The sequence below is a fragment of the Xenorhabdus kozodoii genome, assembly GCF_002632875.1.
GTDB lineage: Bacteria > Pseudomonadota > Gammaproteobacteria > Enterobacterales > Enterobacteriaceae > Xenorhabdus > Xenorhabdus kozodoii.
The window spans coordinates 119,300-146,260 of record NZ_NJCX01000003.1 but is presented as its reverse complement, the minus strand read 5'-3'; the positions used below and the strand labels follow the sequence as shown (position 1 = coordinate 146,260).

Below are 26,961 nucleotides of genomic sequence, written 5' to 3'. Positions count from 1 at the left end.
GTTATTGTGAGCGAGCGTCAACAATGGACAATCAAACAAGCACAGGCGTTGTTTGATAAGCCTTTTTTTGAATTATTGTTTCAAGCCCAACAGGTACACCGCGAACATTTTGACCCACAGCAAGTCCAGGTCAGTACCCTGCTTTCGATAAAGACGGGGGCTTGTCCAGAGGACTGTAAATATTGTCCACAAAGTTCCCGCTATAAAACTGGCCTGGAAAAAGAGCGGTTGATGGAAGTGGAAAGTGTCATTGAATCCGCGCGCAAAGCGAAAAATGCGGGTTCAACCCGTTTCTGCATGGGGGCAGCCTGGAAAAACCCGCATGAACGGGATATGCCGTATTTGGAAAAAATGGTCAAGGAAGTCCGGGAGCTGGGGATGGAAACCTGTATGACACTGGGTATGCTGAATCCGTCCCAGGCACAGCGTCTGGCAGAAGCGGGTCTGGACTATTACAACCATAACCTAGATACCTCGCCAGAATTTTACGGCAACATTATCACGACCCGCAGTTATCAGGACAGATTGGATACATTGGATAATGTCCGAAGTGCGGGGATTAAAGTTTGCTCAGGGGGGATCGTGGGGTTGGGAGAGCAAATTCGTGATCGGGCCGCATTATTGGTGCAACTGGCAAATCTGCCTAAGCCGCCGGAAAGTGTGCCGATAAATATGCTGGTAAAAGTAAAAGGGACGCCGCTGGAAGATAATGAAGATGTCGATCCTTTTGACTTTATTCGCACCATTGCGGTGGCACGGATCATGATGCCAAAATCCCATGTCCGTCTATCCGCCGGACGTGAACAGATGAATGAACAAACCCAGGCCATGTGTTTTATGGCAGGGGCTAACTCCATTTTCTACGGCTGCAAGCTACTGACGACACCAAACCCGGACGAAGACAAAGACTTGCAACTGTTCCGTCGGCTGGGCATCAATCCTCAACAGACAAAGACGGCATTGGGTGACAACCAGCAGCAGCAGAACTTGACGGAAGCCATTATCCATCATGCTGATAACGAACAATTTTATAATGCGGCAATATGATGAATTGGCCAGATTTTCTTTCCCGCCGTTTGGCCGAACGTCAGGGCACTTCGCTATGGCGCCATCGGCAAGTTTGTCACTCTGATGGGCGTTTATTATCCACTGCGGACGGCCAATACCTGAATTTTTCCAGCAATGATTATCTGGGGCTGAGCCAACACCCCCAGATTATTGCGGCCTGGCAACAAGGCGCCCGGCAGTATGGTGTGGGCAGTAGCGGCTCTGGGCATGTGACAGGGTACACTGCCGCACATCATACCCTGGAACAACAATTGGCTGAGTGGTTGGGATACTCCCACGCTTTACTTTTCATTTCCGGTTATGCCGCTAATCAAGGGGTGATTGCCGCCTTAATGGAAAGAGAAGACAGCATCATTGCTGATCGCCTGAGCCACGCATCGTTGTTGGAAGCGGCAATGCACTCTCCCGCGCAACTGCGGCGTTTTCTGCACAATGATGTGGGTTCTTTGCGACAACAGTTGGCAAAAGCGGGTAACGGTAAAACGCTGGTGGTCACGGAAGGGGTTTTTAGCATGGATGGGGATAGTGCCCCACTTGAAGCCATCGCTCAGCAAGCGAGATCGACAGCAAGTTGGCTGATGGTGGATGATGCTCATGGCATCGGTATTCATGGCGATGAAGGGCGCGGCAGTTGCTGGATGCAAAATATTAAACCAGAGATCCTGGTCATCACGTTTGGCAAGGCATTTGGATTGAGTGGAGCCGCGGTATTATGTGATAAACACACCGCAGAATACCTGCTCCAATATGCCCGGCACCTGATTTACAGTACCTCCATGCCCCCTGCGCAGGCGGTGGCACTTTCCGCCGCACTACGACAAATTCGGGCAGGGGAGGCATTGCGTCAGCGATTGCGAAGCCATATCCGCTACTTTCGCCGGGAAGCACAGCATTTGCCTTTTGCATTGATGAATTCAGAAACGGCCATCCAGCCATTAATGGTGGGTGATAATGAACGTTGTAGCGCGCTATCCCATCGGCTCAGGCAAAAAAAAGTGTGGGTTAACGCGATGCTTCCCCCCACAGTTCCCCCTGACAGTGCGCGATTACGCATTACCTTGACCGCAAACCATACACAGTACGACATTGATACATTACTGGAGGCATTGCATGGATCTGGCTGTTAACTCCGTTGACAAACAGGCCATTGCTGGCGCATTTGGCCGTGCGGCGGCCAAATATGACACGGTGGCTAAATTGCAACAGCAAACCGGTGAGTATTTGATGAAACTGGCATCTGCGGAAGATATTGGTCAGCAGGTATTGGATGCGGGCTGTGGAACCGGTTTTTTTAGCGCCCGTTGGAAACAGCAGGGTAAACAGGTTATCGCACTGGATCTGGCTTCCGGCATGTTGAACCATGCAAGGCAGCTGCAAGTTGCTGATCATTATTTGCAAGGGGATATCGAACAGTTGGGATTGGCGGATAACAGCGTAGACATCTGTTTCAGCAATCTGGCGGTACAGTGGTGCAATGATTTGCCATGCGCATTGCGCGAATTTTATCGTGTTACCCGGCCGGGTGGCCTTATCCTGTTTTCCACGCTTGCCCAGGGTTCACTGAATGAATTGGCCGCCGCGTGGGCGCAATTGGATAGTTATCGGCATATTAATCACTTTCTGCCATGGCGAACCATTACCCAAGCATGCCAGCCCTATCGGCATAAAGTCATTAACCGGCAATATTACCAGCGCTATCCACAGCTGTTGCCCTTACTGAACTCCCTAAAAGGGATCGGCGCAACCCACCTTCATCACGGCCGCCAGCAGGGATTAATGACAAAAAAACGCCTGACTGCCCTTGCGAAAGCATACCCCCAAGACCACGGGTTTTACCCATTAAGCTATCAAATCGTTTTTGGAGTGATTTATTGTGACAAATAAATATTTCCTGACAGGAACCGATACCGAAGTCGGTAAAACCGTGGCGAGTTGCGCCTTGTTACAAGCCGCTAACAAGAAAGGATATCGGACGGCGGGTTATAAACCTGTGGCATCTGGCAGTGAAATGATGGCTGAAGGGATGCGTAATAGCGATGCACTGGCCTTACAGCGTAATAGTACGGTGCCCTTGACTTATCAGGAGGTGAATCCTCTGGTCTTTATGGCGCCGACGTCGCCTCACATCGTGAGTGCGGAGCTTAGTCAACCCATCGATTTTTCCACCTTATCACAGGGCTTGGTCGTATTGGCAAAAAAAGCTGACTGGATTCTGGTTGAGGGGGCAGGAGGATGGTATACGCCACTGTCGGAAAAGACGACTTTTGCTGATTGGGTCATTCAGGAGGATTTACCGGTAATTTTGACCGTAGGTGTCAAATTAGGCTGTATTAACCATGCCGTATTAACCGCAAAAGCGATTCAGTATGCTGGATTAAAACTGGCAGGCTGGATTGCCAATGAAATTGAGCCTGCCGGCAAATATCAAGCTGCCTATTTGGCGACACTGGAGCGCATGATCCCCGCGCCGTTACTGGGCGTTATTCCTCATTTAAATGAACCCAGGGATAAAAATGACATAGGAAAATATATCACGATTGATACTTTGGTTAACTAATTGTTTACGTTGAGTTAGTTAGAATTGATACAGAGGGTAATTCTTTAATCAAAATTATTACGTAGAAGGTGTTTTATTTCAGCAACGATTGAACCAATTTTGATCAACAAATAGCGTGAAGCAATCTTAAAACCACATAAAAATATTCCACTATTGAAAAAGTTTATCAGTGGGGATAACTCTGCAACCGCCCATGCTTAATAGGTTTTGCTGAGTTATCCACTATTCCTGTGGATAACCTTGTGTATTAGTTTTAGAAAAGTATCCTCGCGCAAGGCGATACGCGGCTTGCGCCAGATTTGCTGTTATTCTCTCCTTGGATTTTTTTATAACCAAAATCAACACGTTAAATAAAATCAATTCCTTTCTGCATCCCTTTGCTATTCAGTGCCTTATCATTTCAGCCGGTAATACAAAAATAGGAAAAAGCAAGATCATTATCTGGGGATAAAAGTAGCCATTCATAATGTTAAATAAAGGTTAATGTCATCAGGCTAATAACATCTGGCCAAAACATTATTTTGCTAACGTACTTGAAGCTGTTTTTTTATCCAGTATTATAAAAGTGTTTTTAAAAGTTTTGTTAGTGTATGGATGGCGTGGGGAAAATGAGCAAAGAAACCAACAAGGTATTCAAATTACATTCTGATTTTCAGCCGGCAGGCGATCAACCATCGGCTATCAGACAATTACAGGAGGGGCTGGAGGACGGGTTAGCCCACCAAACCCTTTTAGGGGTAACGGGATCGGGTAAAACGTTCACGATTGCCAACGTTATTGCAAACCTAAATCGACCCACCATGATCCTGGCGCCGAATAAGACATTGGCGGCACAGCTTTATAGCGAAATGAAAGAATTCTTCCCTGAAAATGCAGTGGAGTATTTTGTTTCCTATTACGATTATTACCAACCCGAAGCCTATGTGCCCAGTTCCGACACCTTTATCGAAAAAGACGCTTCAGTGAATGAACACATTGAGCAGATGCGCCTGTCCGCAACGAAAGCCTTGCTGGAGCGCCGTGATGTCATTGTGGTGGCGTCTGTCTCTGCAATTTACGGTTTAGGTGATCCTGATAGCTATCTGAAAATGATGCTTCATTTAACCGAAGGCATGTTAATTGACCAGCGCGCCATTTTGCATCGTTTGGCAGAACTGCAATATACCCGCAATGATCAGGCATTCCAACGCGGGACATTTCGGGTACGTGGTGAAGTCATTGATATTTTCCCGGCAGAGTCAGATGAACACGCTTTACGTGTAGAATTATTTGATGATGAAGTCGAACGTCTTTCCCTGTTTGATCCGCTGACGGGACAGATAGAGTACCGCACGCCGCGTTATACCGTCTATCCAAAAACCCACTATGTTACACCCCGTGAACGTATCCTTCAGGCGATGGAAGAGATCAAGGCTGAATTGGTAGAACGGCGCAAGGTTTTGTTGGCGTCAGACAAGTTATTGGAAGAACAGCGTATCTCCCAGCGAACCCAATTCGATCTCGAAATGATGAATGAGTTGGGTTATTGCTCTGGTATTGAAAACTACTCCCGTTATCTGTCTGGCCGCTCTGCCGGTGACCCCCCCCCAACGTTGTTTGATTACCTGCCGGCAGATGGTTTGCTGGTGGTGGATGAATCCCACGTGACCATTCCGCAAATTGGTGGGATGTACCGGGGGGATCGCTCCCGCAAGGAGACGTTGGTGGAATATGGCTTCCGTTTGCCGTCAGCGCTGGATAACCGCCCCTTGCGGTTTGAAGAATTTGAGGCTCTGGCACCGCAAAGTATCTATGTTTCAGCCACTCCCGGCCACTATGAACTGGAAAAATCGGGTCATGAAATTATTGAACAAGTTGTGCGTCCAACAGGGTTAATTGACCCTGAAGTTGAAGTGCGTCCAGTGGCAACCCAGGTGGATGATCTCTTGTCTGAAATCCGTGTCCGGGCGGCAAAAAATGAGCGAGTGCTGGTCACTACCTTAACCAAACGGATGGCGGAAGACTTGACTGAATATTTGGAAGAGCATGGCGAACGAGTACGTTATCTCCATTCCGATATTGATACCGTAGAACGGGTAGAGATTATCCGTGATCTTCGGCTGGGGGAATTTGATGTCTTGGTTGGCATTAACTTACTACGTGAAGGTTTGGATATGCCGGAAGTCTCCCTGGTGGCAATTTTGGATGCGGATAAAGAGGGTTTCCTTCGTTCAGAGCGCTCCCTGATCCAGACCATTGGCCGTGCAGCACGTAACCTGTATGGTAAGGCCATTTTATATGGTGATAAAATTACCGCTTCGATGGCCAAAGCGATTGAAGAAACCGATCGCCGTAGGGCTAAACAGCAGGCATTTAACGAGGAACATGGCATCATACCGCAAGGTTTGAATAAAAAAATTGGTGACCTCCTGAAAATTGGTCAGCCGGTCAATGGCAAAAGGAAAGCCAAAGGGAAAAGTAAAGCGACGTTGGATACGGATGATTACCGCAACCTGTCGGCGAAAGATCTGGAGAGAAAAATCCGTGAGTTGGAAGAAAAAATGTACCAACATGCACGGGATCTTGAATTTGAACAGGCGGCCAATATTCGTGACCAGATCCAGGCCGTGCGAGCACAATTTATTGCCAACTCCTGAACTTATTGCCAATTCCTGAAAAATTAGCGCCGATCCCTAAAAATTGTGCTTGAAGGGAACGGCTATAGAGTAGCTAACCCAATTTTTGCAGCGTATGCTCAATGGCCTGGTGTAATAATTCACGGTCGTGACGGTAAGGAATATCCTGAGCTTCTAAAACCTGTTGTGTCACGATACGGTCGCTAAAGGGGCTGATATCGGTACGTGGGTCGACAATCAGGGCATTAATCATTTTGCGGCCAATCTTATTTTCCATGATTGCCAGTTTATCTTTTAATGATAGATTGGCTGCGGCATGGCTGAGCTCCTTGCCTAAATTACCGATATAAATCATATTCGCATTGCTGCGTCGTAAGGATTGTGTCAAATCGTCCAATAACAGCAACGGCATCAGGCTGGTGAAAAAACTGCCAGGGCCGATCAAAATCAAATCAGCTTGTTCAATGGCATCCAGTGCTTCTTTAGTGGCAGTGACGTGAGGGTAAAGCAATAGCTCTCGTGGTGTACAATTGAGCTGATCGATATTGACTTCGCCATACACAGTATTGCCTTGATCATCGATAGCCATTAAATCGACCGACTGCTCGGACATAGGAATCAACTGTGCATTGACTTTCAGCAGGCTGCGGATCAGGTTAATCGCCTCAAGGGGACGGACACTTAAATGATCGAGCGCCTTCAACATCAAATTACCCAAATTATGCCCAGATAATTCGCCATTGCCACTGAACCGATATTCAAACATGGCAGAAGCAATGGTCGGTTCCGTGATTAACTGATTGAGGCAATTGCGCATATCTCCCCAGGCGATCCCACCTTCCGAACGGCGTATTCTCCCGGTTGAACCCCCGTTGTCCGTTGTTGTGACAATTCCTGTCAGGCGGGCACCAAGGGAAGAAAGGGAAGACATCACGCGTCCAAGTCCATGACCGCCGCCGAGAGCGACAACGCGATCCAAATCCGCTAATGTGCGATTTCGCATAGAATTCCTGTTACTGGCTAAACGTAGGGGCTTTAATAAATCGCATGTAATTTATCATAAAATAGGATGCTTTCAGAAATTGATATAATTTTATGCGATCGCTTACCTGAAATGTTCGCCCGACTGCGTGGGAACATCACAGAAAAATGATGTTATCGTGATTATTTAACTCGTTGTATAATAAGGTATATATCGGATGCGGCATTAGCTTTTTACTCTCTTAAAGGGTAGACTCTTTGGCGAACATACCGCTACTTGCACCCTTTTTCACATAAAAATTTAATTGATATTAACCCCTAGCCTCTGTGTCTAAGTCGCTGTTCTGTCAAATAGATACCACACTGATATGATGCTCTGGCCGTGGCTTTTGAGTCACCAAGATGCAAGGTAGAAATGCCGGCATCTCCCGTATTTGGAAGGTGTTATTGTGGAACAACTCATAGATGCATTCTCGCGCAAGTTCTATTACCTGAGATTGTCTATTACCGATGTGTGTAATTTTCGCTGCACCTATTGCCTGCCTGATGGGTATCGGCCTCATGGTCATAAATCATTTCTTTCCCTGCCAGAAATTCGCCGCGTTAGCCGGGCATTTGCTGAGCTTGGCACAGAAAAAATTCGCCTGACAGGAGGGGAGCCAACCATGCGCCGTGATTTCTGCGACATCATCGCCACGGTGCATGACAATCCGCAAATCAAAAAAATCGCGGTCACCACCAACGGTTACCGGCTGGAGCGCGATGTCTTCCAATGGAAATTGGCGGGACTGACAGCGATTAACGTGAGTGTTGATAGTTTAGATCCCCGCCAGTTTCGCGCTATTACCGGACAGGATAAATTTTTCCAGATTATGCGCGGCATTGATGCGGCTTTTGAGGCGGGGTTCAACACCGTGAAAGTGAATGTCGTGCTGATGAAGAACGTGAATGAGACCCACTTGCCGGCGTTTCTTGAATGGATCAAACCGCGGGCTATTCAGTTGCGCTTTATTGAACTAATGGAAACGGGAGAAGGCAGTGATATTTTTTTTCGTCATCATCTTTCTGGCGAAGTGATCCGTCGCCAACTGCTGCAACAGGGGTGGCAACAACAGCAACGTGCGCGTAGTGATGGGCCGGCTCAAGTTTTTCGCCATCCCGATTACCGAGGCGAAATAGGCCTTATTATGCCGTATGAAAAAGATTTTTGCCAAAGCTGTAACCGCCTGAGGGTATCCGCAATTGGCAATCTCCATTTGTGCTTGTTTGGTGAGCAGGGCATACCCTTGCGTGATTTATTATCTGATGATGCATCACTCGAAGCGCTGAAACAACGTATCCAAGACGGGTTGCGCCACAAGCGCGAGACTCACTTTTTGCATCAAGGGAACAGCGGTATCACCCCGAATCTTTCTTTTATTGGTGGTTAGGAATTTATTGGCGGTAAACTTGCCCACAAAATTTATTTTTTCAGGCGTTGTTATTCAGGAGTAAAGAAAGAATGTCTCAATTAACCCATATCAACACTTCGGGTGAAGCGCATATGGTAGATATTTCTGCCAAATCGGAAACGGTGCGTGAAGCACGGGCAGAAGCATTCGTTGAAATGCAGGCTGAAACTTTGGCCATGATTATTGCGGGTGATCACCACAAAGGGGATGTTTTTGCGACCGCCCGTATTGCGGGGATCCAGGCAGCAAAACGGACGTGGGAATTGATCCCGCTTTGCCATCCGTTATTGCTGAGTAAAGTAGACGTCTTGCTGGAGGCACAACCGGAACACAACCGTGTCAGAATCGAATCTTGCTGCCGTCTGACGGGGAAAACCGGTGTCGAGATGGAGGCCTTGACTGCGGCATCCGTGGCTGCTTTAACCCTTTATGACATGTGCAAAGCGGTGCAAAAAGATATGGTCATTGGGCCGGTGCGTTTGTTAGAAAAAAGTGGCGGTAAATCAGGGGATTTTAAGGTGGGGGTATGATAAAGGTACTGTTTTTTGCGCAAGTTCGCGAGCTGGTGGGAACGGATTCACTTGAACTGCCTAATGACTACCCAACTGTGGCCCATCTTCGCCATGCACTGATTGAAAAAGGGGAACGATGGGCGTTGGCATTGGAAGAAGGTAAAGTATTGTCTGCCGTCAATCAATCTTTTGTCCATGCTGAACATGCCTTAACTGATGGTGATGAAGTGGCTTTTTTTCCGCCGGTGACGGGGGGGTAACCATGAAAAATACGCGGATCAAGATCCAACGGGCGGCATTCAGTGTTGGGGAAGCGTATCAATGGCTCTCACAATGTGATGAAGATGGCGCTGTAGTGACTTTTACCGGAAAAGTTCGCAATCATAATCTGGGCGATAACGTTAAGGCGCTGACATTGGAACATTATGCGGGCATGACAGAAAAGATGTTGCAGACAATTGCCGACGAAGCCCGCCAACGTTGGCCTTTGCAACGCGTCAGCATTATTCATCGTATTGGTGAATTGTATCCAGGGGATGAGATTGTCTTTGTGGGGGTTACCAGCGCTCACCGTAATAGGGCTTTTATGGCGGCTGAATTCATCATGGACTACCTGAAAACCAAAGCTCCGTTCTGGAAAAAGGAGTCGCTTGTCGAAGGGGAGCGCTGGGTAGAGGCAAGGCAAAGTGACCAGGATGCGGCAAGTCGCTGGTAACAAGGTGCTGAAATGGTGCTTAGCGGATCATTCTGCGGGCTATCGCGAAAACGGGATAAATAAATAATATGTCACTGAAATTGTCATTAATTGGCAGATGGTTTTATTAATGTTCTATGCTAATGTATAACTTTTGAATGGATTGTTTATTTTTAAACATTCTTAATCCTTAAACATTGTCATGAAAAGGTAATCGTCATGGACCGATATCAACGTTCAAATGATTCGATTGTCCAGAAAACGGGTTCTGGTATTCAAACTTATATGGCACAAGTCTACGGTTGGATGACGTGTGGCTTGCTGTTAACCGCATTTGTTGCATGGTATGTGGCAAATACCCCTGAAATTTTATACGCCATTTTCAGTAACTCCATTGTTTTCTATGGCTTAATCATCGCACAACTTGCATTGGTATTTGTGCTGTCTGGTTTGGTTCATAAAATGAGTGGGGCACTGGCGACAGGGCTGTTTATGCTCTACTCCATGCTAACGGGGTTGACACTTTCCAGTATCTTTGTGGTTTATACCAGTAGCTCTATTGCCAGCACATTTGTTGTTTCAGCGGGTATGTTTGGTGCATTGAGCGTTTATGGTTATACCACTAAACGTAGCCTGAGTGGCCTGGGTAGTTTCCTGTTTATGGGGCTAATCGGCATCGTTCTGGCTTCTTTGTTAAACATCTGGCTGAAAAGTCCGGCATTAATGTGGGTAATCACCTATATCGGTGTGGTAATCTTTGCTGGTTTGACGGCATACGATACCCAAAAACTGAAAGAAATGGGTGAACAACTGGATGTTAACGATAAAGAGAATCTGCGCAGATACTCAATTACTGGCGCACTGACTCTCTATCTGGACTTCATTAACCTGTTCTTAATGTTGTTGCGGATTTTGGGTGATCGTCGATAGTCACTGATTTGTTAAATGAAAAACCCTGCCAAGGCAGGGTTTTTTAATGGTCAATTTCACATCAGACAATGAAAATAAATTAAAGCCGGTTTTCAGCAACCGACAAAGCGGTATCAAAATCCTTCAATTGATTAGCAGAGTTATTGACTGAGTTTTTCTCAGGCAATCTTACGACGAAACAGCCGATAAGCGATCCCCCCCGTTGTTGCGGTAATCACCAGTAAAGGCCATAAATTTGGCCAAATAACCGATAAATCAGCCCCTTTCAAATAAATTTGCTTGGTGATATCGGTAAAATGGCGGATTGGATTAATCCAGGTGATGTTTTGTAACCAAACAGGCATATTCTCAACCGGAGAGATATAACCAGAAAGCAGAATAGCGGGCATCATAAACACAAATACGCCAATAAACGCTTGTTGCTGGGTAGAGCAGACCGCAGAAATGAGTAACCCGAAGCCAACCAGGGATAACCCATAAATTAACATGCAGCCATAAAATAGCAGCAGTGAACCCGCAAAAGGAATTTGGTAGAACAGCGTGCCAATCAGCAAAACAATGCTTGCTTGCATCGTCGCTACCACCAACGCCGGGATCGCTTTACCAAGGAAAATTTGCCATGTTGCCAGTGGAGAAACCAGCAATTGATCCAACGTACCTTGTTCCCGTTCACGGGCGACGGACAATGCGGTGACAATGAGCACACCAATCGTGGTGATCATGGCAACCAGTGATGGCACGACGAACCACTTATAATCCAAATTGGCGTTATACCAGTTACGAATAATGAGTTCACTGTTATTGAGATTAGGGGCGTTGCCTAACCGTTGTTTCTGGTAATCCATGACAATCTGCTGAATATAGTTGGCAGCAATTTGGGCACTGTTTGAATTACGTCCATCTAATAAAACTTGAATGGATGTTGGGTTATGATTGGCGAGGTTAGCGCTAAAATTTTGTGGGAAACGCACCAGCAAGAGTGCCTTGCGGTTATCCAGGGTCGGGCGGATTTCATGCGAGCTGGTTAACAGGATCACATCAGGAAATGCCTTTGATTTTGCCAGCCGTTGGGTTAGCTCAATGGATGCTTGTCCTTTATCCTCATTATAAATGGCGATGGTGGCGTTTTTGACCTCCAGCGTTGCAGCCCACGGAAACAGGATCATTTGTATCACCACAGTCAAAATCAAAATGTTCCGTGTTTGCGGCTCTCTCAGAAGAGACTGTAACTCTTTCATGATGAGTGTATACAGACGATAAAACATGCGCTTTCCTTTTTAATCCAGATGCCGGCGAGTTTTCCACGCAGTCAGGCCGATAAAGACGATAGAACTGGCAATCAGCAAAAGCAGGTTCGTCATCAACACAGCGCCAATGTTGCCGGCCAGAAAGAGTGTCTGTAGGCTGCTGACAAAGTAACGCGCGGGGATGACATAAGTCGCAGCCTGGATCGGCACAGGCATACTGTCTATCTCAAACACAAAACCAGACAACATAATGGCCGGCAAAAAAGCCGCGTTGAGAGAAATCATGGCTGCATTGAACTGATTACGGGTCAGGGTAGAAATCAATAACCCCATACCTAAAGCGGTCGCGAGGTAAAGGCTGGAAACCAACGCCAATAGCCAGAGTGAGCCGCGATAGGGAACACCCAGCACAAAAACGGTGAATAGCATGCAAAGTACCATGACAAAAGAACCCAGCATTTGATAGGGCAATAATTTGGCAAGCAGTAGTTCGGTGCGGGTCACCTGAGTTGAAAGCAGTGCTTCCATCGTGCCGCGTTCCCACTCACGGGCAACCACGAGTGAGGTCAGGATTGCGCCGACTACGGTCATGATAATGGAAACCGCACCGGGAATAAGAAAATGCCGGCTAATGGCGGCGGGATTAAACCAGTAGCGGATTTGGGTGTCAATCAGGGGGATCGTTGAAACCCCCCGATCTTGCCCTCGCTGCTGTAACCAGGTTTGCCAGATACCTTTGGTATAGCCCTGAACAAAATTAGCGGTGTTGGGTTCACTGCCATCGGTAATAACCTGAATCGGGGCATGGCTATCCGGGCGGGCAAGCTGGGCATTAAAATTGACCGGAATAACGATAATGCCGCGGATTTGGTTTTCCTGCATTTTTTTGATTAAGAGCTGGCGGTTGTCGCTAATGGTGGCATCAATATAGGGCGATCCCGTAAATACATGCACCAATTCACGGGCGTCTTCGCTTTGCTGCTCCATTAAAATACCGAGGCGAAGTTTGCTGGAATCCAGGTTAATCCCGTAACCAAAAATAAAGAGCAACATCAAAGGAATAACCACCGCAATTAAAGCGCTGCTCGGATCACGGATAATCTGCTTAGTCTCTTTGATACAGAGTGCTTTCAATCGACGCCATGAGAAACTGACCGCCTTCTGGGAGAGGGAATGGCTCATTGTGGCTCCTTATCGTAGTTCAACACGAGATCGATAAAGGCGTCTTCCATGGAAGGGTTAGGACGTTCATCCGTGGCAACTAATTTTTTCAGTTCATCAGGTGTTCCGGCCGCAATCAATTTGCCGCGAAATACCAGCCCGATACGATCACAATATTCCGCTTCATCCATAAAGTGGGTTGTGACCATCACGGTGACCCCTTTATCCACCATCCCATTAATATGTAGCCAAAATTCGCGGCGGGTTAGCGGATCAACACCCGACGTGGGTTCATCCAAAAACAGAATATCAGGTTCGTGCATCAGGGCGCAGGAAAGGGCCAGCCGTTGCTTAAATCCGAGCGGAAGGCTATCCGTTTTTTGCTGTAAAATAGGCCCAAGATTGAAAGCACGGATCATGTCGGACATCTTTTCCTGTTGATGGCGACCTTTCAGGCCATAAACACCGGAAAAAAACTTAAGATTTTGTTCAACCGTCAGATTGCCATAAAGCGAGAACTTTTGTGCCATATAGCCAAGACGTTGGCGTGCCTTGCCTGAACGGGTTTTCAAATCCATATCCAGAACCAGCGCCTTGCCTGAAGTTGGGATAATTAAACCACACATCATTTTGAAGGTCGTCGATTTACCGGCACCATTGGGTCCCAATAGACCAAATATTTCCCCCCGTTTCACCTGAAAATCGACGTGATCAGTGGCCGCGAAATCGCCAAATTTTTTCGTCAGGCTACGGGCTGCTATCACCGTTTCTGTTGGGTTTGGCGGAATTTGAGGCATTATCTCCGCTAATTCGGAACGATGGGATGGGCCGCCACCCAATAAATCGATAAAGGCATCTTCGAAACGGGGTTCGGCATCAAAGAGATTGGCTTCATTTAACCCGATTTGTTGGATTAATGCGTTTTTGTCCGCCCCTGCTTTTAAGATCAGGCGAACATATTTCCCCTGGATCACGCCATCAGTCACTTGGGGCAAGGTGAGGGCATGTTGCAGAATTTGGCGACGAGCCGCCTGTTTAACATCAAGTAAAAAAGAGCGGCCGGCAATATTGCGGGTTAAATCTTGGGGTTGGCCGCGATAGAGCAACTCACCTCGATTCATCAGTAAAACATCACGGCATAGCTCAGCTTCATCCAGATAAGAGGTACTCCACAGGATTAGCATACCGTCGGAAGCAAGCTCATGAACCATTCGCCATAACTCACGGCGGGCGATGGGATCAACACCGACACCCGGCTCATCCAGCAGTAAAACCTTCGGGCTACCCAATAACGTACAAGCAAGCCCCAGTTTTTGCTTCATACCACCGGACAATTTTCCCGCTAACCGTCCGGTAAAACGGGTTAAGTCCGTAAAGGCCAGTAACTTCTGGAATGTTGTTTCGCGCTCCTTGCCAAGTACACCACGGAGATCGGCATATAAAGTGAGATTTTCCATGACGGTTAAATCTTCATACAAGCCAAATTTTTGTGGCATATAACCGAGTTCAGAACGTACCTGGACACTGTCCTTGATAGGATCAAGCCCCATTATTTCAAGGTTGCCGCTATCCGGTTTCAATAATCCGGCCAACATTCTTATCAGCGTGGTTTTTCCAGCACCATCTGGACCGACAAGACCTGTGACTGATCCGCCCTGAATTTCTGCTTGTAAATGAGATACAGCAGGAACGTCCAATCCTGGAAACGTTTTCTCCACGCCGTTCAGTTTTATCGTATAAGCTGAACTGGTCATGTTATCGCCTTACTTATTGGTTTCAGTAAAACTTGCTTTAGTTGAATCGGCAAAACGCAGGGTGACCGGCATGCCTTGTTTCAGGCTCTCATCGGGATCAAGGACAATAATGCGCAGGCGATAAACCAAATCGGTTCTTAAATCAGGTGTCTCGACATTTTTGGGTGTAAATTCAGCGGTTGGAGAAACAAAACCGATTTTTCCATGATAAGGCTGATTTTTCCGCCCATCGGTATAAATCAGGACTTCCCGCCCCGCGATAGCCTGATTGAGATTGGGTTCATCAATGTATGCCCTGATCCAAACAGGATGAGTCAGTGAAAGGGTAAAAACAGTATTGCCTGCCGCCAACATGGTGCCTGGCTCGATGGCTCTGGTCAGGATCATCCCGGCCGATGGCGAGGTGAGGTGCGTATCTTTGAGATTAAGTTCAGCCTGTGCAACGGCGGCTTCTGCCTGGGTAAGTTGGGCTTTTGCCGCCGCAATTTCTTCTATACGATAACCCGTTTCGAACTGACGCAATTTATCTTTTGCCGCCTGGTAAGCCGCCAGTGCCTGATTGCGTCCGGTTCTGGCATTTTCCAGATCATTGTCTGAGATTGTTTTGCTTTGCCACAAACCTTGCTGGCGTTTCAGGAAACTATCAGCGAAATGGAATGCTGACTCTTTTTGCTTCACCTCAGCACGTACTTGGGCAATTTCTTCGCTGCGATAGCCTGCTTCGGTTTTAGCCAGATTTGCCTTGGCGACATCACGAGCCGCTTTAGCTTGATCCAAGGCATTAATAAAGGGAGCATCATCAAGGCGACCCAGCATCTGGTTCACAGTGATGGGATCACCTTCATCGACTTGCAAATCAGCCAGTTTACCTGCAACCCGAAAACTCAGGTTGACAGTCCGAACATCGACATTGCCATACAGGGTGAGTTCCCGGCTATTTTGTTCCTGATAATAGTAGATACCCACAATAGCACCGATAACAACAATGAGCGCCAATAGGGCAAGAGCAAACTTTTTACTGTTCATACTATCCCTTATGCCTTTTTCAACTTATACCCTCTATCTTTCAAGTCGTGGCTTCATGGGTTATGCCATTGCTTAAGCGCTATTGGGTATAGACATTTTAAAGCCTGTGCACTATTTGTGAATGATATATCTTACTGAATTTTATAAAATTAATGCTTTTGAAATGCTTTTTCTCTTAACCCATCCAGCAGTAAATTGATGTGCTGAGATAACACTTGATTGATTAATTCGTATTCTTTAGTGCCAATATTATCCCAGCCAGTTTGGCGCAATAAGGCCTCCCTGGCCAGGCGGAAAGAAAGGATCTCACCTAATAAAGCATGGGTATGGATCTGGGTTGAGATTTGGCGTTCATCGGCGCCAATATAATTGGCGATAAGTTTGTTCAACCGGGAATAAATGGGGGCGAGTCCCTGTTCATGCATGACACTGTAAGCCTCTGTTGGCGTCAACTGTTCATGGGACATGATCCGGCTTATATTAATACTGCTTTTCTCAAAAATCAGGCGGTTATAGCTGACCATTCCCTGATGAATAAATGCCAATATTTGATCTTTTGGATAGGGTTTGGGTGACTTATCAAAAAAACGATCAATGGCTTCAATGAGAGGAGAAAACTCCGCTTTTAGCTTATCGGCAATATGCTGTACGACGGCGAGATATAGTCCTTCCTTGGAACCGAAATAGTATGAGATGGCGGCGATATTTTGCTGGGCGTGTTGGGCAATATTGCGGGTAGTCGCACCATCCAGACCGGATTTACCAAAAATTTCTATTGCTGCTGCCAGAAGTTGCTGTTTGGCTTGTTCGCCGCGTAATGTCTGGGCTTTCTTCGCTGCCATGTCAAAATATTTCCTGTTACAAAGCGTTTTCGGGAGTGCCGGAAAATATATCAATCGTATGATTAACTCTAAAACTAAAGCAACCCGATGTAAAGTTGACACAAATTGTCTTTTTAATAGACGGGCATAAAAAATAATCTTCCAATTTTGGCTATCTTCCCTTAGCTGAACAGATTTAGTCAATTTTAGCGTAACTTATTGCTCTCTTTAGATCCGCGTGGGAAGACATATCTGTTATAATCCCCCCTAGCTTATATACGGTGCATTGCAGTTTGTGTAATTTCTTTGCGTTTTATCGCGTCTATTTTCTTCCCATAAAACTGCCCCTGAGTTGATATCAGGAATGGTGAAGTCTGGAGTATTTCTTATTTATGAATTTTCAGTCACTCGGCTTAAAAGCTGATATTTTGCGTGCTATTGAAGAACAAGGCTACGTAGAACCTACCTCTATTCAGCAACAGGCTATTCCTGTTGTGTTATCCGGCAAAGATCTACTGGCCAGTGCCCAAACAGGCACAGGAAAAACAGCAGGGTTTACTTTGCCTATTTTGCAACTCTTGAGCGAATCCCCGGCTCAGGCAAAAGGTCGTCGTCCGGTCAGGGCATTGATTTTAACCCCAACCAGAGAACTGGCGGCTCAGGTGGGGGAAAGTGTACGTGACTACAGCAAGTATCTTAAATTACGTTCGTTTGTTGTGTTCGGCGGGGTCAGTATTAATCCGCAGATGATGAAATTGCGCGGTGGCGTGGATATTCTGGTCGCAACACCAGGCCGCTTGCTGGATTTAGAACATCAAAATGCCGTTGATCTTTCTCATGTTGAAATACTGATTTTGGATGAGGCAGATCGCATGTTGGACATGGGCTTTATTCACGATATTCGTCGTGTGTTGAGTAAGCTGCCCGCAAAACGCCAAAACTTACTCTTTTCTGCCACTTTCTCTGATGAGATCAAGGGGCTCGCCAATAAATTACTGAAAGATCCCGTCAGTGTCGAAGTTGCACGGCGTAATTCGGCCTCTGAACAGATTGAACAATCAATCCATTTCGTAGACAAAAAACGCAAGGGAGAATTGCTCTCTTACATGATTGGCAACCAGAACTGGCAACAAGTACTGGTCTTTACTCGTACCAAACATGGGGCAAATCGGCTGGCGGAACAATTGAATCAAGATGGTGTGACGGCGGCTGCGATCCACGGTAACAAGAGTCAGGGAGCAAGAACCCGTGCGTTGTCTGATTTCAAGACAGGAAAAATCCGCGCGTTGGTGGCAACGGATATCGCTGCCCGTGGGTTGGATATCGACCAATTGCCCTACGTCGTCAACTATGAATTGCCAAACGTTGCCGAAGATTATGTGCATCGTATTGGCCGCACCGGACGTGCAGAAGCCACTGGGCAGGCGATTTCGCTCGTGTGTGTCGATGAACACAGCCTCCTGAAAGATATTGAACGCCTGTTGAAGCGTGAAATTCCACGTATTGCCATTTCAGGCTATGAACCGGATCCTTCTATTCGGGCCGAGCCTATCCAAAATGGGCGCAATAGCTCTCGTGGTAATAGCCCTCGTGGTAATAACTCTCGCGGTAACAGTTCTCGTGATAATAGCTCTCGTGATAATAGCTCTCGCGGTAACAGTTCTCGTGATAATAGCTCTCGTGATAATAGTTCTCGCAGTAATAGTCCTTACAAAAATGGCAAACAAGACCAAGGTCATTTCAAACGAAATCGTGCAGCCAAACCCCCACGTACTTCGGTAGCAGGAAGGTAATTCATGCGCGTCTTGCTGGCTCCAATGGAAGGGGTTTTGGATCCTCTGGTTAGGGAATTATTGAGTGAAGTCAATGACTATGACCTGTGCATCACAGAATTCCTGCGTGTGGTTGACAGCTTACTGCCGGTAAAATCTTTTTACCGGTTGTGCCCTGAACTGTATCACCAGGGGCGTACACCATCGGGAACGCCAGTCAGGGTACAGCTTCTTGGGCAATATCCAGAGTGGTTGGCAGAAAATGCAGTTAGGGCGGTTGAGCTGGGATCATGGGGTGTCGATTTAAACTGTGGCTGTCCGTCAAAGGCGGTCAATGGCAGTGGCGGCGGTGCTAGCTTATTGAAAGATCCCGAACTCATTTATCAGGGCGCGAAAGCCATGCGTGAAGCCGTTCCCGCCCATTTTCCGGTAACGGTAAAAGTTCGTTTGGGATGGGATTCTGCTTCACATCAATTTGAGATTGCGGATGCTGTCCAGCAAGCGGGAGCAACTGAACTGGTTGTGCATGGGCGAACCAAAGAAGAGGGCTATAGAGCAGAGTGCATCAACTGGCAGGCAATAGGCGAAATTCGGCGTCGCCTGGCCATTCCCGTTATTGCCAACGGCGAAATCTGGGATTGGCACAGCGCTCAGGCGTGTATTAAGGCGACAGGCTGTGACGCCGTGATGATAGGTCGTGGCGCACTGCATATACCAAACTTGAGCCGTGTCATTAAATATAACGAACCAAAGATGCCATGGAATGATGTACTTAAATTACTGCAAAAATATACTTATCTGGAAAAGCAGGGTGATACGGGTTTTTACCACGTTGCCCGTATCAAACAATGGCTGGGATATTTGCGTAAAGAATATCATGAAGCGGATGAATTATTTATGCGAATCAGGGCATTAAAAACCTCTGCTGAGATCGCTAAAGTTATCTCTTCTGCGGTAGAAGGATGTTTACTGCGATATTTCATTAAGGAACCTTGAAATTTATCGAATATCGATAGATAAAATACATGCGGTTTTATTATGGGTTATGGATGATTCATATTACGCCTAATTTATATTAAATATCATTTCTTATGTTGTTATAAAAACCTTCATAGAAACAACCTTGTTTTTTATTGAATTAAAAATATAGGGAGTAAAACAATTCAATGGGTAATTTGTTTTTATTTAAATAAATTTATGGTTTTTATTTGCATCTAATAATTAAGATAAAATATATTTATAACATTGCGCATTTGCAGGTAAATCATACATACCTAAGTCAGGTGGGTAAGAGAAATATTCTCATCTGTCACTAGTAAATTTAAAAGTTTTGGCTATCTTTATATTGTAAAGGCCAAGGTTTCTCATATTCAGCCATCCGCTTATACCCGTCGCCTTTCAAGATGCGTCTGATACCTCCCCGCGCAGCGGGGAGGTATCAACACTCAAATGGGTTTGCAAGCGGCAACTTGAAATTGGATTGGTATATAATGGGAGCTGTTGGGAAAATATAATTATGTTTATACCCGTCGTCTTTCAAGTTGCCGCTTTGTTGGCTGCGCTCATTCACCCCAGTCACATAGTTATCTATGCTCCTGGGGGTTCATTCCCTTGCCGCCGCGCTGCATCTTGAAATCCATAGGGTATACGTGTTTTTTCAGTGTGTAGTAATCATATAAAGATAACAAATTAAAGTTTGATACAATAGGCTCTATTGACCAATCAAACAATAATGTGAAACGAGACATTTTTATTTTTTTTTCTTGTAATTCTTTGTTTCAATTTCGGTGATTAGCCAGAAAATAATGTGATACCAATTATAGGAAAACATATGAACAAGGTTAAAGAAAACGAACAATCCCCAGTCTGGGCTTATATATCTGTGTTGAAAATAAAACTACGCCAGGTGAGTAATGAGACCAGTATCTTTGCTAATGGAAAGCATAGGATAGCTATCGATATTTATATTCAAGGAGCTGATTATGATGGTAATGATGTTATAGTTCCTGAGAATACACTTTTGAGTCATTCCTGGCTTATTGACTATGATACCGAAGAAAAACTGGACTGGAATCGAAACGAAGAAGACGATTTTACCTGGTCTTATATCGATAAACCTAATGAATTTACTGTAACGCCAATAGCTTCATCTTTGATTAATCATGAGGAATATGATGATTCAAAGCTAAGTAGGATAACTTATTATGTATACTGCTCACCCGCAACAGCAGGTGGGACCAAACAAATCGCCGTATTGATTAAGACGCAAATTGGCACAGAATACACATCAGCCTTCGGAGTATCTTCTGATTTTAATGCATTTGTCCAGATTACGGCAATAAATGAGACACATTATAAGGTTTCTGATCTAGATGCGGTAATTTATGTACATCCTGATGCTGGCCCTGATGTGAATTCTGGACAGCCTCCGTTTAGAAACTGGCTCCAGATTAATACCTATATAAAGTTGCCGAGAGATGATAAATATAATAGACATATCATGTCATTAGATTGGCATAGTAATGATGGCGATCATCCTCTCACTGGTGACAACATACCTTTTAATAGTATGCATCAGCGTTATCATGAGACGAGCAGCATAATATTAGGTAGCCATTCGTCTTATTATTATCTCCACTTTATTTGGGAATTGGGGGAAGAAACGAAGGTTTCCATAGGTAATACCACATGGTGGGACGTACCTATAGCCTTTAATGTAGATATCAACATTAGACAAGAAGGATCTGAAGCCGTTTGTTTTACCATAATGAAGGTTTGGGCTCGGAGGGACTCTACTGACTTGTTACATGATACTTGGTTAGATAAATTTATTATTAATATTTATGACCAATATGGTAATGCAGGAAGATTTTTGGTACAGCCACGCAATGATAACGACGTAGAAAAAGGAAAAGTCCATCTTATAGATTTATAGATAATGAGTCTGACATGGCGACGGTTGAAAAAACGAGGGCGCTTATGTTCTATCTAATATTTTTGTCAGGTGTCGCAGTGTGTTTTTGTGCATCTTCGGGTTCTGAAATAAGAAAAATCATTTTTTTCATCAAATCAAAATAAATAAAAGAGAGGCACCCAAATGCAAAATGACTTTTTCTCGCACGCCCACAATTTCCAGAGTGCCGCCATGGGCAGTGTTGACCCGCGGACGGGACTGTTTACGTACACCCTGCTGGTGGCCCGGCTAACCGGCAGTCATCACCTTGGACCCGCCCAGACGCTGGCGCTGGCGTACTCCCCGCTCAATACCGACAACCAGGGATTCGGCCGGGGCTTTTCCCTGGGGCTGACCCAGTATGACAGCCAGCAACGGCTGCTCAGCCTCTCAACCGGCGAGCGCTATAAGGTGGAGGAGTATACAGACCGTGTCTACCTGAAACAGTACAAGCAGGACGCGGTGCGGTTTGAAAAGGACGTCGCCCGGAATGTCTACCGGGTGATCCACAAGTCGGGGACGGTGGAGGTGTTGACCGGGCCGGACAATGCCTACCGCCTCAAGGTGCCGACCCAACTGTTTACCCCCCTTGGCCATTGCCTGACGCTGGACTGGGCGGGAAAGGACGGCGATGCGCTGAACCTGACGACCATCACGGATGACACGGGAAAAGTGTTGCTCACGGTGCACTATGAGCACGGCAGCTATACCCGTTTCACGGTCTGGCCGGACACAACGGAAGCCTATGACATCCGGCTGCGGTTTGAAAACGACTCGGTGGTTCAGGTGGAAAAAATCCCCCACACCGGCCAGGCGCTGGCCTGGTCGCTGGGGTATGACATCGGCAGCCGGTTTTTAACCCAGATCACCGCCCCGACCGGGCTGAAAGAGCAGGTGATTTATGACCCTGACGGTCACCGGTTTCCTGCCGGCGCCCCGTTATCCACCCTGCCGTATGTCACCCGCTACACGCAATCGCCCGGCGACGGCAGCGATATTGTGCGCACCTATCAATACACCGTGGCGAATTTTCTCGGTTACGGGGAGCAGGGGCGCTGGCAACCGGATGAAGATTTTCTCTACGGGGTACTGAGCGATTACCGGTATGGTTCGACCGAAAGCTGGGACAATGGCACAACGCAGCGCCATATCACCCGTCGCTACAACAAATACCACCTGCTGGTGAGTGAAACGACGGAACAGAATGGTTGCCAGCGGGAACATACGACCGACTATTATGCGCAGGTGGGCAGTTCGTTTGATGACCAACCGCCCCAGTTCCAGTTGCCGAAAACGGCCAGCATCCGCTTTAATGACACCGTTGTGGAGGTGATCCAAACCGAGTTTGATGCGGCGGGCAACCCCACCGTGCAGGTGGCGCCGGATGGCACCCGCACCGACTGGGTTTACTACCCGGCTGAGGGGGAAGCCGGTGTCTGTCCGGCCTCACCACACGGGTTCGTGCGTTTTGTCAAATCTAAAACCGTGACCCCGGCCAACGTCTCGCCGGAAAACCCCTATCAGGATGCACCGGTACACCGGATAGAGTATCAGTATGAGGCGTTGCCGACCCTCCCCGGCGCCGGCGCAGATCAGGCGCTGGTCTGTACGCGCCAGATCTGGTATAGCACTGGCTCGTTGCTTCATCAAAGCTCAGCCGGTGATGTCAAGCTGCATCAAAGCCATGCCCACTATATTAATGACGTGACTTGCCGCGACCATGGGCGGCTGCACAGCATTGATGAGACGGTGTATGCCATCCCTGCAGAAGGGGAAACGGTTGTCAGCAAGGCCGAATGGACCAGCCAGCAAACTTTCAGCTATACCCTTCAGGAAGGGGGGCTGGTGCAAAGCGGCCAATGGACTGGGCATGACCAGCTCAGCCTCTCGACCCAGTGTACCCAATCGCAGGTCAGCGGCCAGTTATGGCATGAAGTGGATACCCAGGGTCTCACGTCCCATTATGACTATGATGACCTGGGGCGTCTCTTAACCCACACCCGTAATGCGGAAACCGACTATGCCCAAATGGTACAGTATGCCTATGCCATTGAAGGGGTAGGGGTGGTCACGACCACAAAAACCGATGCGTGGGGTAACCAGGTGCGTCTTCGCTTTGACGGGCAGGGACACCCTCATCAGTTGGCCATACAGGAAAAGGGGCAGGAAGATAAGGGCTGGCGCCTGATGTCTGACACTGAGCAGGACAGCTGGGGGCGGGTGGTAACCCAAACTTATTATGATTGGCTGCCTGTGGAAAATCCTCCGGGCGCGTCCCCCACGGTGGTGCCGGTTAAGTCTAGCCAGCGGATTGAATATGATGATTGGGGTAGATTACACCGGGTTATCTGCAATACCGGCGAGAGTATCCAGTACGACTATGATCCCGTGACCCGGACTGCGCACATCACGCGGCAGGCGGAAGGACTGACGTTTAGTCGCTGTACAGTGGAGTCTGATAAAGGTCACCGGCCGGTCATGGTCACCCTTTATGACAGCCAGGGCACGACTCCCTATTGCCAGAAAAAAAATGACTATGATGGCCTGGGGCGTTTACGGGCCACCACTGATGTTCTGGGGCAGAAAACCGAGTATACCTACGATTTGCTGGGGCGAGTGACGACTATCAGTCACAGTGACGGGACGGTTATCCAGAAATCCTATGCACCGTTCACGACCGGCAACTTGGTAACACAAATTGCGGTGAATGGGGTGGTACTGGGAAACCGTGAATTTGACAGCTTACATCGGCCGGTTTTAATCACCAGTGGGGGGCGGACTTACCGCGCATCCTATCAGGGAGAAGCCCCAAACCCCCAACAGGTCACCGATCCGCGAGGCCAGACGGTGAATTATCAGTATGAACCGCGGCTGGGTAATGCGCTGACTCAGGTGGACGCCGGGGAAATCCAGCAGCGCCTGACCTACGATCCCAAAACCGGGGCGATGACCACCGCCAGTGCCGTACAGCAGGTCACCCAGAATCTGACCTATTCCGCTTCCGGCCATTTGCAACAAAAAACGATCCGTTTTGACGATACCGGGGCGGGGGCTGCACGGCAGGCGGGTTATACCTATTCCCCGGCTGGTCAACTGACGGCTTACAAGGATGTGACGGGGAAAACCTGCGCTATCCGTTTTGATGAGTTTGGCCGCCCGATTGCCGCGCGGGATGAGGATATCGATATTGTATTGACCTATGATGCCGCCAACCGGATTAAGCAGTGGACGGTTCACGATAAACAGCATAACAAGACCTTAACCACCACGTGCAGTTTTGATGATTTCGGGCGTGAGACAGAACGCCATATCCAGACCGCCACGGATACGCTGACCTTAACGCAGACGTATACGGTTCGGCATCAGATAGCCTCACGCACTCTCAGTTCACAGCAGGACGGCCTGTTACGCAAGGAAACCTATCTCTATGATCCGGCGCGTGCTTGGCTGGTGGAATATGCGTGCAGTGGTGTGGAATGCCCGCGTGATGCCTACGGGTTGAGTTTCACCCACCAGTGTTTTACCTATGATCGTTTGGGGAATATCCTGACCTGCCTCACCACCTTTGACGATGGAAGCTGTGATATGGCCACGCTGGCCTACGGTTCGTCCGATCCGTGCCAGTTGCACAGCATTACCCATACGCATCCAGGGTATCCGGCCATTATCACTCTGGCGTATGACGCGGCCGGCCGCCTGATACAGGATGAGGCCGGTCGCCAATTAACTTATGATGCCCTGGGGCGGCTGTCAGTGGTTCAGCTCAGTGACACCACCAGTGTCTATGGCTATGACGCGGCTAATCGTCTGGTGCGCCAACAGGTGGGGACTGACAAGACCCAAGAGCTGTATTATCAGGGGGCGACGCGCGTGACGGAAATTCTACGTGAAAGCGGCACGGCAACCCGTTTATTGCGGGCTAAGGGAGAAGCCGCGGCCACCATTACGGGTAGCCATGCGCAGTTACTGGGTACGGATGGGCATAGCGTGCTGGTCAGCCACCCAGACGAGGGCGATGAAACCCGCTATCGCTATTCGCCTTACGGACAGCAAGCTGATACGGAGCACAACCCGGATATCCCTGCGTATAATAGCGAGCGTTTTGATCCGGTGGCAGGAGCCTATCATCTGGGCAGTGGATATCGGGCGTATAATCCGGTGCTGATGCGGTTTAATGCCCCCGACAGCCTGAGTCCCTTTGGCGCGGGGGGACTGAATCCGTATGCCTATTGCCTCGGTGATCCCATCAATCGCCTGGATCCGACCGGGCATTTCAGCCTGGGCAACTTGTTGGGGATAGTGGCGGGCGTTATCGGGCTGACCGTGGGACTGATGATGGCCATCCCTACCGGCGGGGCATCATTGGCGGGGGATGCAGCCATCCTGGCGGGGCTGGTGGCCGATGTCACAGGAATAGTCAGTGCCGGGACAGAAGATAGTAACCCCAGTGTTTCGGCCATCTTCGGCTGGGTTTCTTTGGGATTCGGGGTGCTGGGCATGGGCGCCGGCGCCTTTGCCGGCCTACGACGGCTGGCTCAACGACCGGCCGCATTTAGCGAAACGTTTGAGGCCAGTTATCACTATAGCGGCGGGGAGCCAAGGAGAATGAATTTTGCTTCCCCTTCTGGAATTGCAAGCGAATCACGGGTTCCCATGAGAAACTCTTATGTCAATGCGTTCAGGCGTGCTATCGCTGAGAACAGGATTGCACCAGTTGAAAATCCCATAGGGAGTGGTGCCTATACTGTCGGGCTGGAGACTCAAGGATTGGCTGGGGGTGAGGTGGAAGATTTGGGAAGGGCGATGTTTATCCCACAAGAAAACTCCACGATAAAAATTATTGATAATGTCGTTGAAGTAAGGGAGGGGGGAATAATACAGATGCGGGTGCCAATAAATATCACGAATTCACAATTTGAAGAATTATATTTACATTTTATCAGTGATAACTTATCCACTACCCAATATTTAATGGGGGGAAATATTGTTAATGATGTCAATTTTCTTCGTTCTTCCGTGTCATTAAGTCTGTATCATAAAGTTGTATTTGATTTGGGCGCAATAAGAAATATGGAAATTAACTGGGAGAGTGCTAATTTTTCTTATTTTAGTGTAAATGAGTGGTTGTACCAGGCATTCAGGACTGCAAATATAGATCAGGCCTTGGGTATGGATTTTCCTGATAACATACGATTCGGACGTAATGCCTTTCAATTTTTTAATGATGTTATGATCCCAAGGCTGGGGAGTTAGGCAATAGACTTTAGTTGATATAATGGTTTAATAATAGGAACTTCGTTTTATTTAAAAGAATTTATCTATTTTTGCGTACGATTCTGACCACCATAATTATTGCAGAGGGGCGATCATCGGTCGCCCCTCATTCTATGACGATTTTACCATTTGCAATTCTTTTTGT

At 47.5% G+C, this 26,961-nt stretch carries 20 protein-coding genes and 1 riboswitch; of the genes, 14 read left to right on the top strand and 6 right to left on the bottom strand.

The window, feature by feature from the left end:
- Window positions 1-6 precede the first annotated feature (6 nt).
- From bioB to uvrB, 5 genes are all read left to right on the top strand, one after another.
- On the top strand, window positions 7-1,047 hold the full coding sequence (bioB, locus tag Xkoz_RS03135; protein ID WP_099140717.1) for a biotin synthase BioB: 1,041 nt from the start codon (window positions 7-9) through the stop codon (window positions 1,045-1,047).
- The gene (gene bioF / locus Xkoz_RS03130) at window positions 1,047-2,195 is read left to right on the top strand and encodes an 8-amino-7-oxononanoate synthase (protein ID WP_099140771.1); all 1,149 of its coding nucleotides are present in this window, start codon (window positions 1,047-1,049) and stop codon (window positions 2,193-2,195) included. Before bioB ends, bioF begins: the two co-directional genes overlap by 1 nt.
- Window positions 2,179-2,952 carry a malonyl-ACP O-methyltransferase BioC gene (gene bioC, locus Xkoz_RS03125; protein WP_099140716.1) on the top strand — a complete coding sequence of 258 codons (774 nt, stop codon included), beginning with the start codon at window positions 2,179-2,181 and terminating at the stop codon, window positions 2,950-2,952. The genes bioF and bioC overlap by 17 nt, the downstream gene beginning before the upstream one ends.
- Entirely contained in the window at window positions 2,942-3,625 is a 684-nt protein-coding gene (gene bioD / locus Xkoz_RS03120) for a dethiobiotin synthase (protein WP_099140715.1), read from the top strand. Before bioC ends, bioD begins: the two co-directional genes overlap by 11 nt.
- 608 nt (window positions 3,626-4,233) lie before the next feature.
- Window positions 4,234-6,261: an excinuclease ABC subunit UvrB gene (uvrB, locus tag Xkoz_RS03115; protein WP_099140714.1), complete on the top strand. Its 2,028-nt coding sequence runs from the start codon at window positions 4,234-4,236 to the stop codon at window positions 6,259-6,261.
- 73 nt (window positions 6,262-6,334) lie between these two features.
- Here uvrB and yvcK read toward each other — a convergent pair whose 3' ends face one another.
- The gene (yvcK, locus tag Xkoz_RS03110; protein ID WP_099140713.1) at window positions 6,335-7,243 is read right to left on the bottom strand and encodes a uridine diphosphate-N-acetylglucosamine-binding protein YvcK; all 909 of its coding nucleotides are present in this window, start codon (window positions 7,241-7,243) and stop codon (window positions 6,335-6,337) included.
- Window positions 7,244-7,524: 281 nt separating this feature from the next.
- Window positions 7,525-7,681, top strand: a riboswitch (molybdenum cofactor riboswitch).
- On the opposite strand from yvcK, the gene moaA reads away from it, so the two are divergent.
- The 5 genes from moaA (at window position 7,671) to Xkoz_RS03085 (ending at window position 10,808) form a co-directional block, all read left to right on the top strand.
- Complete coding sequence (gene moaA, locus Xkoz_RS03105; protein ID WP_099140712.1) at window positions 7,671-8,651, top strand: GTP 3',8-cyclase MoaA; 981 nt, start codon at window positions 7,671-7,673, stop codon at window positions 8,649-8,651. It overlaps the preceding riboswitch by 11 nt.
- 71 nt (window positions 8,652-8,722) lie before the next feature.
- Entirely contained in the window at window positions 8,723-9,202 is a 480-nt protein-coding gene (moaC, locus tag Xkoz_RS03100) for a cyclic pyranopterin monophosphate synthase MoaC (RefSeq protein WP_099140711.1), read from the top strand.
- Entirely contained in the window at window positions 9,199-9,444 is a 246-nt protein-coding gene (gene moaD, locus Xkoz_RS03095; protein ID WP_099140710.1) for a molybdopterin synthase sulfur carrier subunit, read from the top strand. The genes moaC and moaD overlap by 4 nt, the downstream gene beginning before the upstream one ends.
- A 2-nt stretch (window positions 9,445-9,446) precedes the next feature.
- On the top strand, window positions 9,447-9,899 hold the full coding sequence (gene moaE / locus Xkoz_RS03090; RefSeq protein ID WP_099140709.1) for a molybdopterin synthase catalytic subunit MoaE: 453 nt from the start codon (window positions 9,447-9,449) through the stop codon (window positions 9,897-9,899).
- Window positions 9,900-10,097: 198 nt separating this feature from the next.
- On the top strand, window positions 10,098-10,808 hold the full coding sequence (locus Xkoz_RS03085; RefSeq protein WP_099140708.1) for a Bax inhibitor-1/YccA family protein: 711 nt from the start codon (window positions 10,098-10,100) through the stop codon (window positions 10,806-10,808).
- Between the two features lie 158 nt (window positions 10,809-10,966).
- Here the strand turns inward: Xkoz_RS03085 and Xkoz_RS03080 are convergent, their stop codons facing one another.
- From Xkoz_RS03080 to Xkoz_RS03060, 5 genes are all read right to left on the bottom strand, one after another.
- Window positions 10,967-12,073 (bottom strand): ABC transporter permease, encoded by a 1,107-nt coding sequence (locus Xkoz_RS03080; protein WP_099140707.1) that lies wholly within the window; start codon window positions 12,071-12,073, stop codon window positions 10,967-10,969.
- Between the two features lie 12 nt (window positions 12,074-12,085).
- Window positions 12,086-13,237, bottom strand: coding sequence for an ABC transporter permease (locus tag Xkoz_RS03075; protein WP_099140706.1), 1,152 nt, complete (start codon window positions 13,235-13,237; stop codon window positions 12,086-12,088).
- Window positions 13,234-14,970 carry an ATP-binding cassette domain-containing protein gene (locus Xkoz_RS03070; RefSeq protein ID WP_099140705.1) on the bottom strand — a complete coding sequence of 579 codons (1,737 nt, stop codon included), beginning with the start codon at window positions 14,968-14,970 and terminating at the stop codon, window positions 13,234-13,236. The genes Xkoz_RS03075 and Xkoz_RS03070 overlap by 4 nt, the downstream gene beginning before the upstream one ends.
- Before the next feature lie 9 nt (window positions 14,971-14,979).
- Window positions 14,980-15,996, bottom strand: a complete 1,017-nt coding sequence (gene hlyD, locus Xkoz_RS03065; RefSeq protein ID WP_099140704.1) for a secretion protein HlyD — start codon at window positions 15,994-15,996, stop codon at window positions 14,980-14,982.
- 149 nt (window positions 15,997-16,145) lie between these two features.
- The gene (locus tag Xkoz_RS03060) at window positions 16,146-16,838 is read right to left on the bottom strand and encodes a transcriptional regulator (protein WP_099140703.1); all 693 of its coding nucleotides are present in this window, start codon (window positions 16,836-16,838) and stop codon (window positions 16,146-16,148) included.
- Between the two features lie 371 nt (window positions 16,839-17,209).
- Here Xkoz_RS03060 and rhlE point away from each other — a divergent pair, with 371 nt between their 5' ends.
- The 4 genes from rhlE to Xkoz_RS03040 all read left to right on the top strand — a co-directional run bounded on the left by rhlE (window position 17,210) and on the right by Xkoz_RS03040 (window position 26,795).
- On the top strand, window positions 17,210-18,610 hold the full coding sequence (gene rhlE, locus Xkoz_RS03055; RefSeq protein ID WP_099140702.1) for an ATP-dependent RNA helicase RhlE: 1,401 nt from the start codon (window positions 17,210-17,212) through the stop codon (window positions 18,608-18,610).
- Between the two features lie 3 nt (window positions 18,611-18,613).
- Window positions 18,614-19,585 carry a tRNA dihydrouridine(16) synthase DusC gene (gene dusC, locus Xkoz_RS03050; protein WP_099140701.1) on the top strand — a complete coding sequence of 324 codons (972 nt, stop codon included), beginning with the start codon at window positions 18,614-18,616 and terminating at the stop codon, window positions 19,583-19,585.
- An 835-nt stretch (window positions 19,586-20,420) separates the two neighbouring features.
- Window positions 20,421-21,524, top strand: a complete 1,104-nt coding sequence (locus Xkoz_RS03045) for a hypothetical protein (RefSeq protein ID WP_099140700.1) — start codon at window positions 20,421-20,423, stop codon at window positions 21,522-21,524.
- Window positions 21,525-21,686: 162 nt separating this feature from the next.
- Window positions 21,687-26,795: an RHS repeat-associated core domain-containing protein gene (locus tag Xkoz_RS03040; protein WP_099140699.1), complete on the top strand. Its 5,109-nt coding sequence runs from the start codon at window positions 21,687-21,689 to the stop codon at window positions 26,793-26,795.
- The last annotated feature ends 166 nt before the right edge of the window (window positions 26,796-26,961 follow it).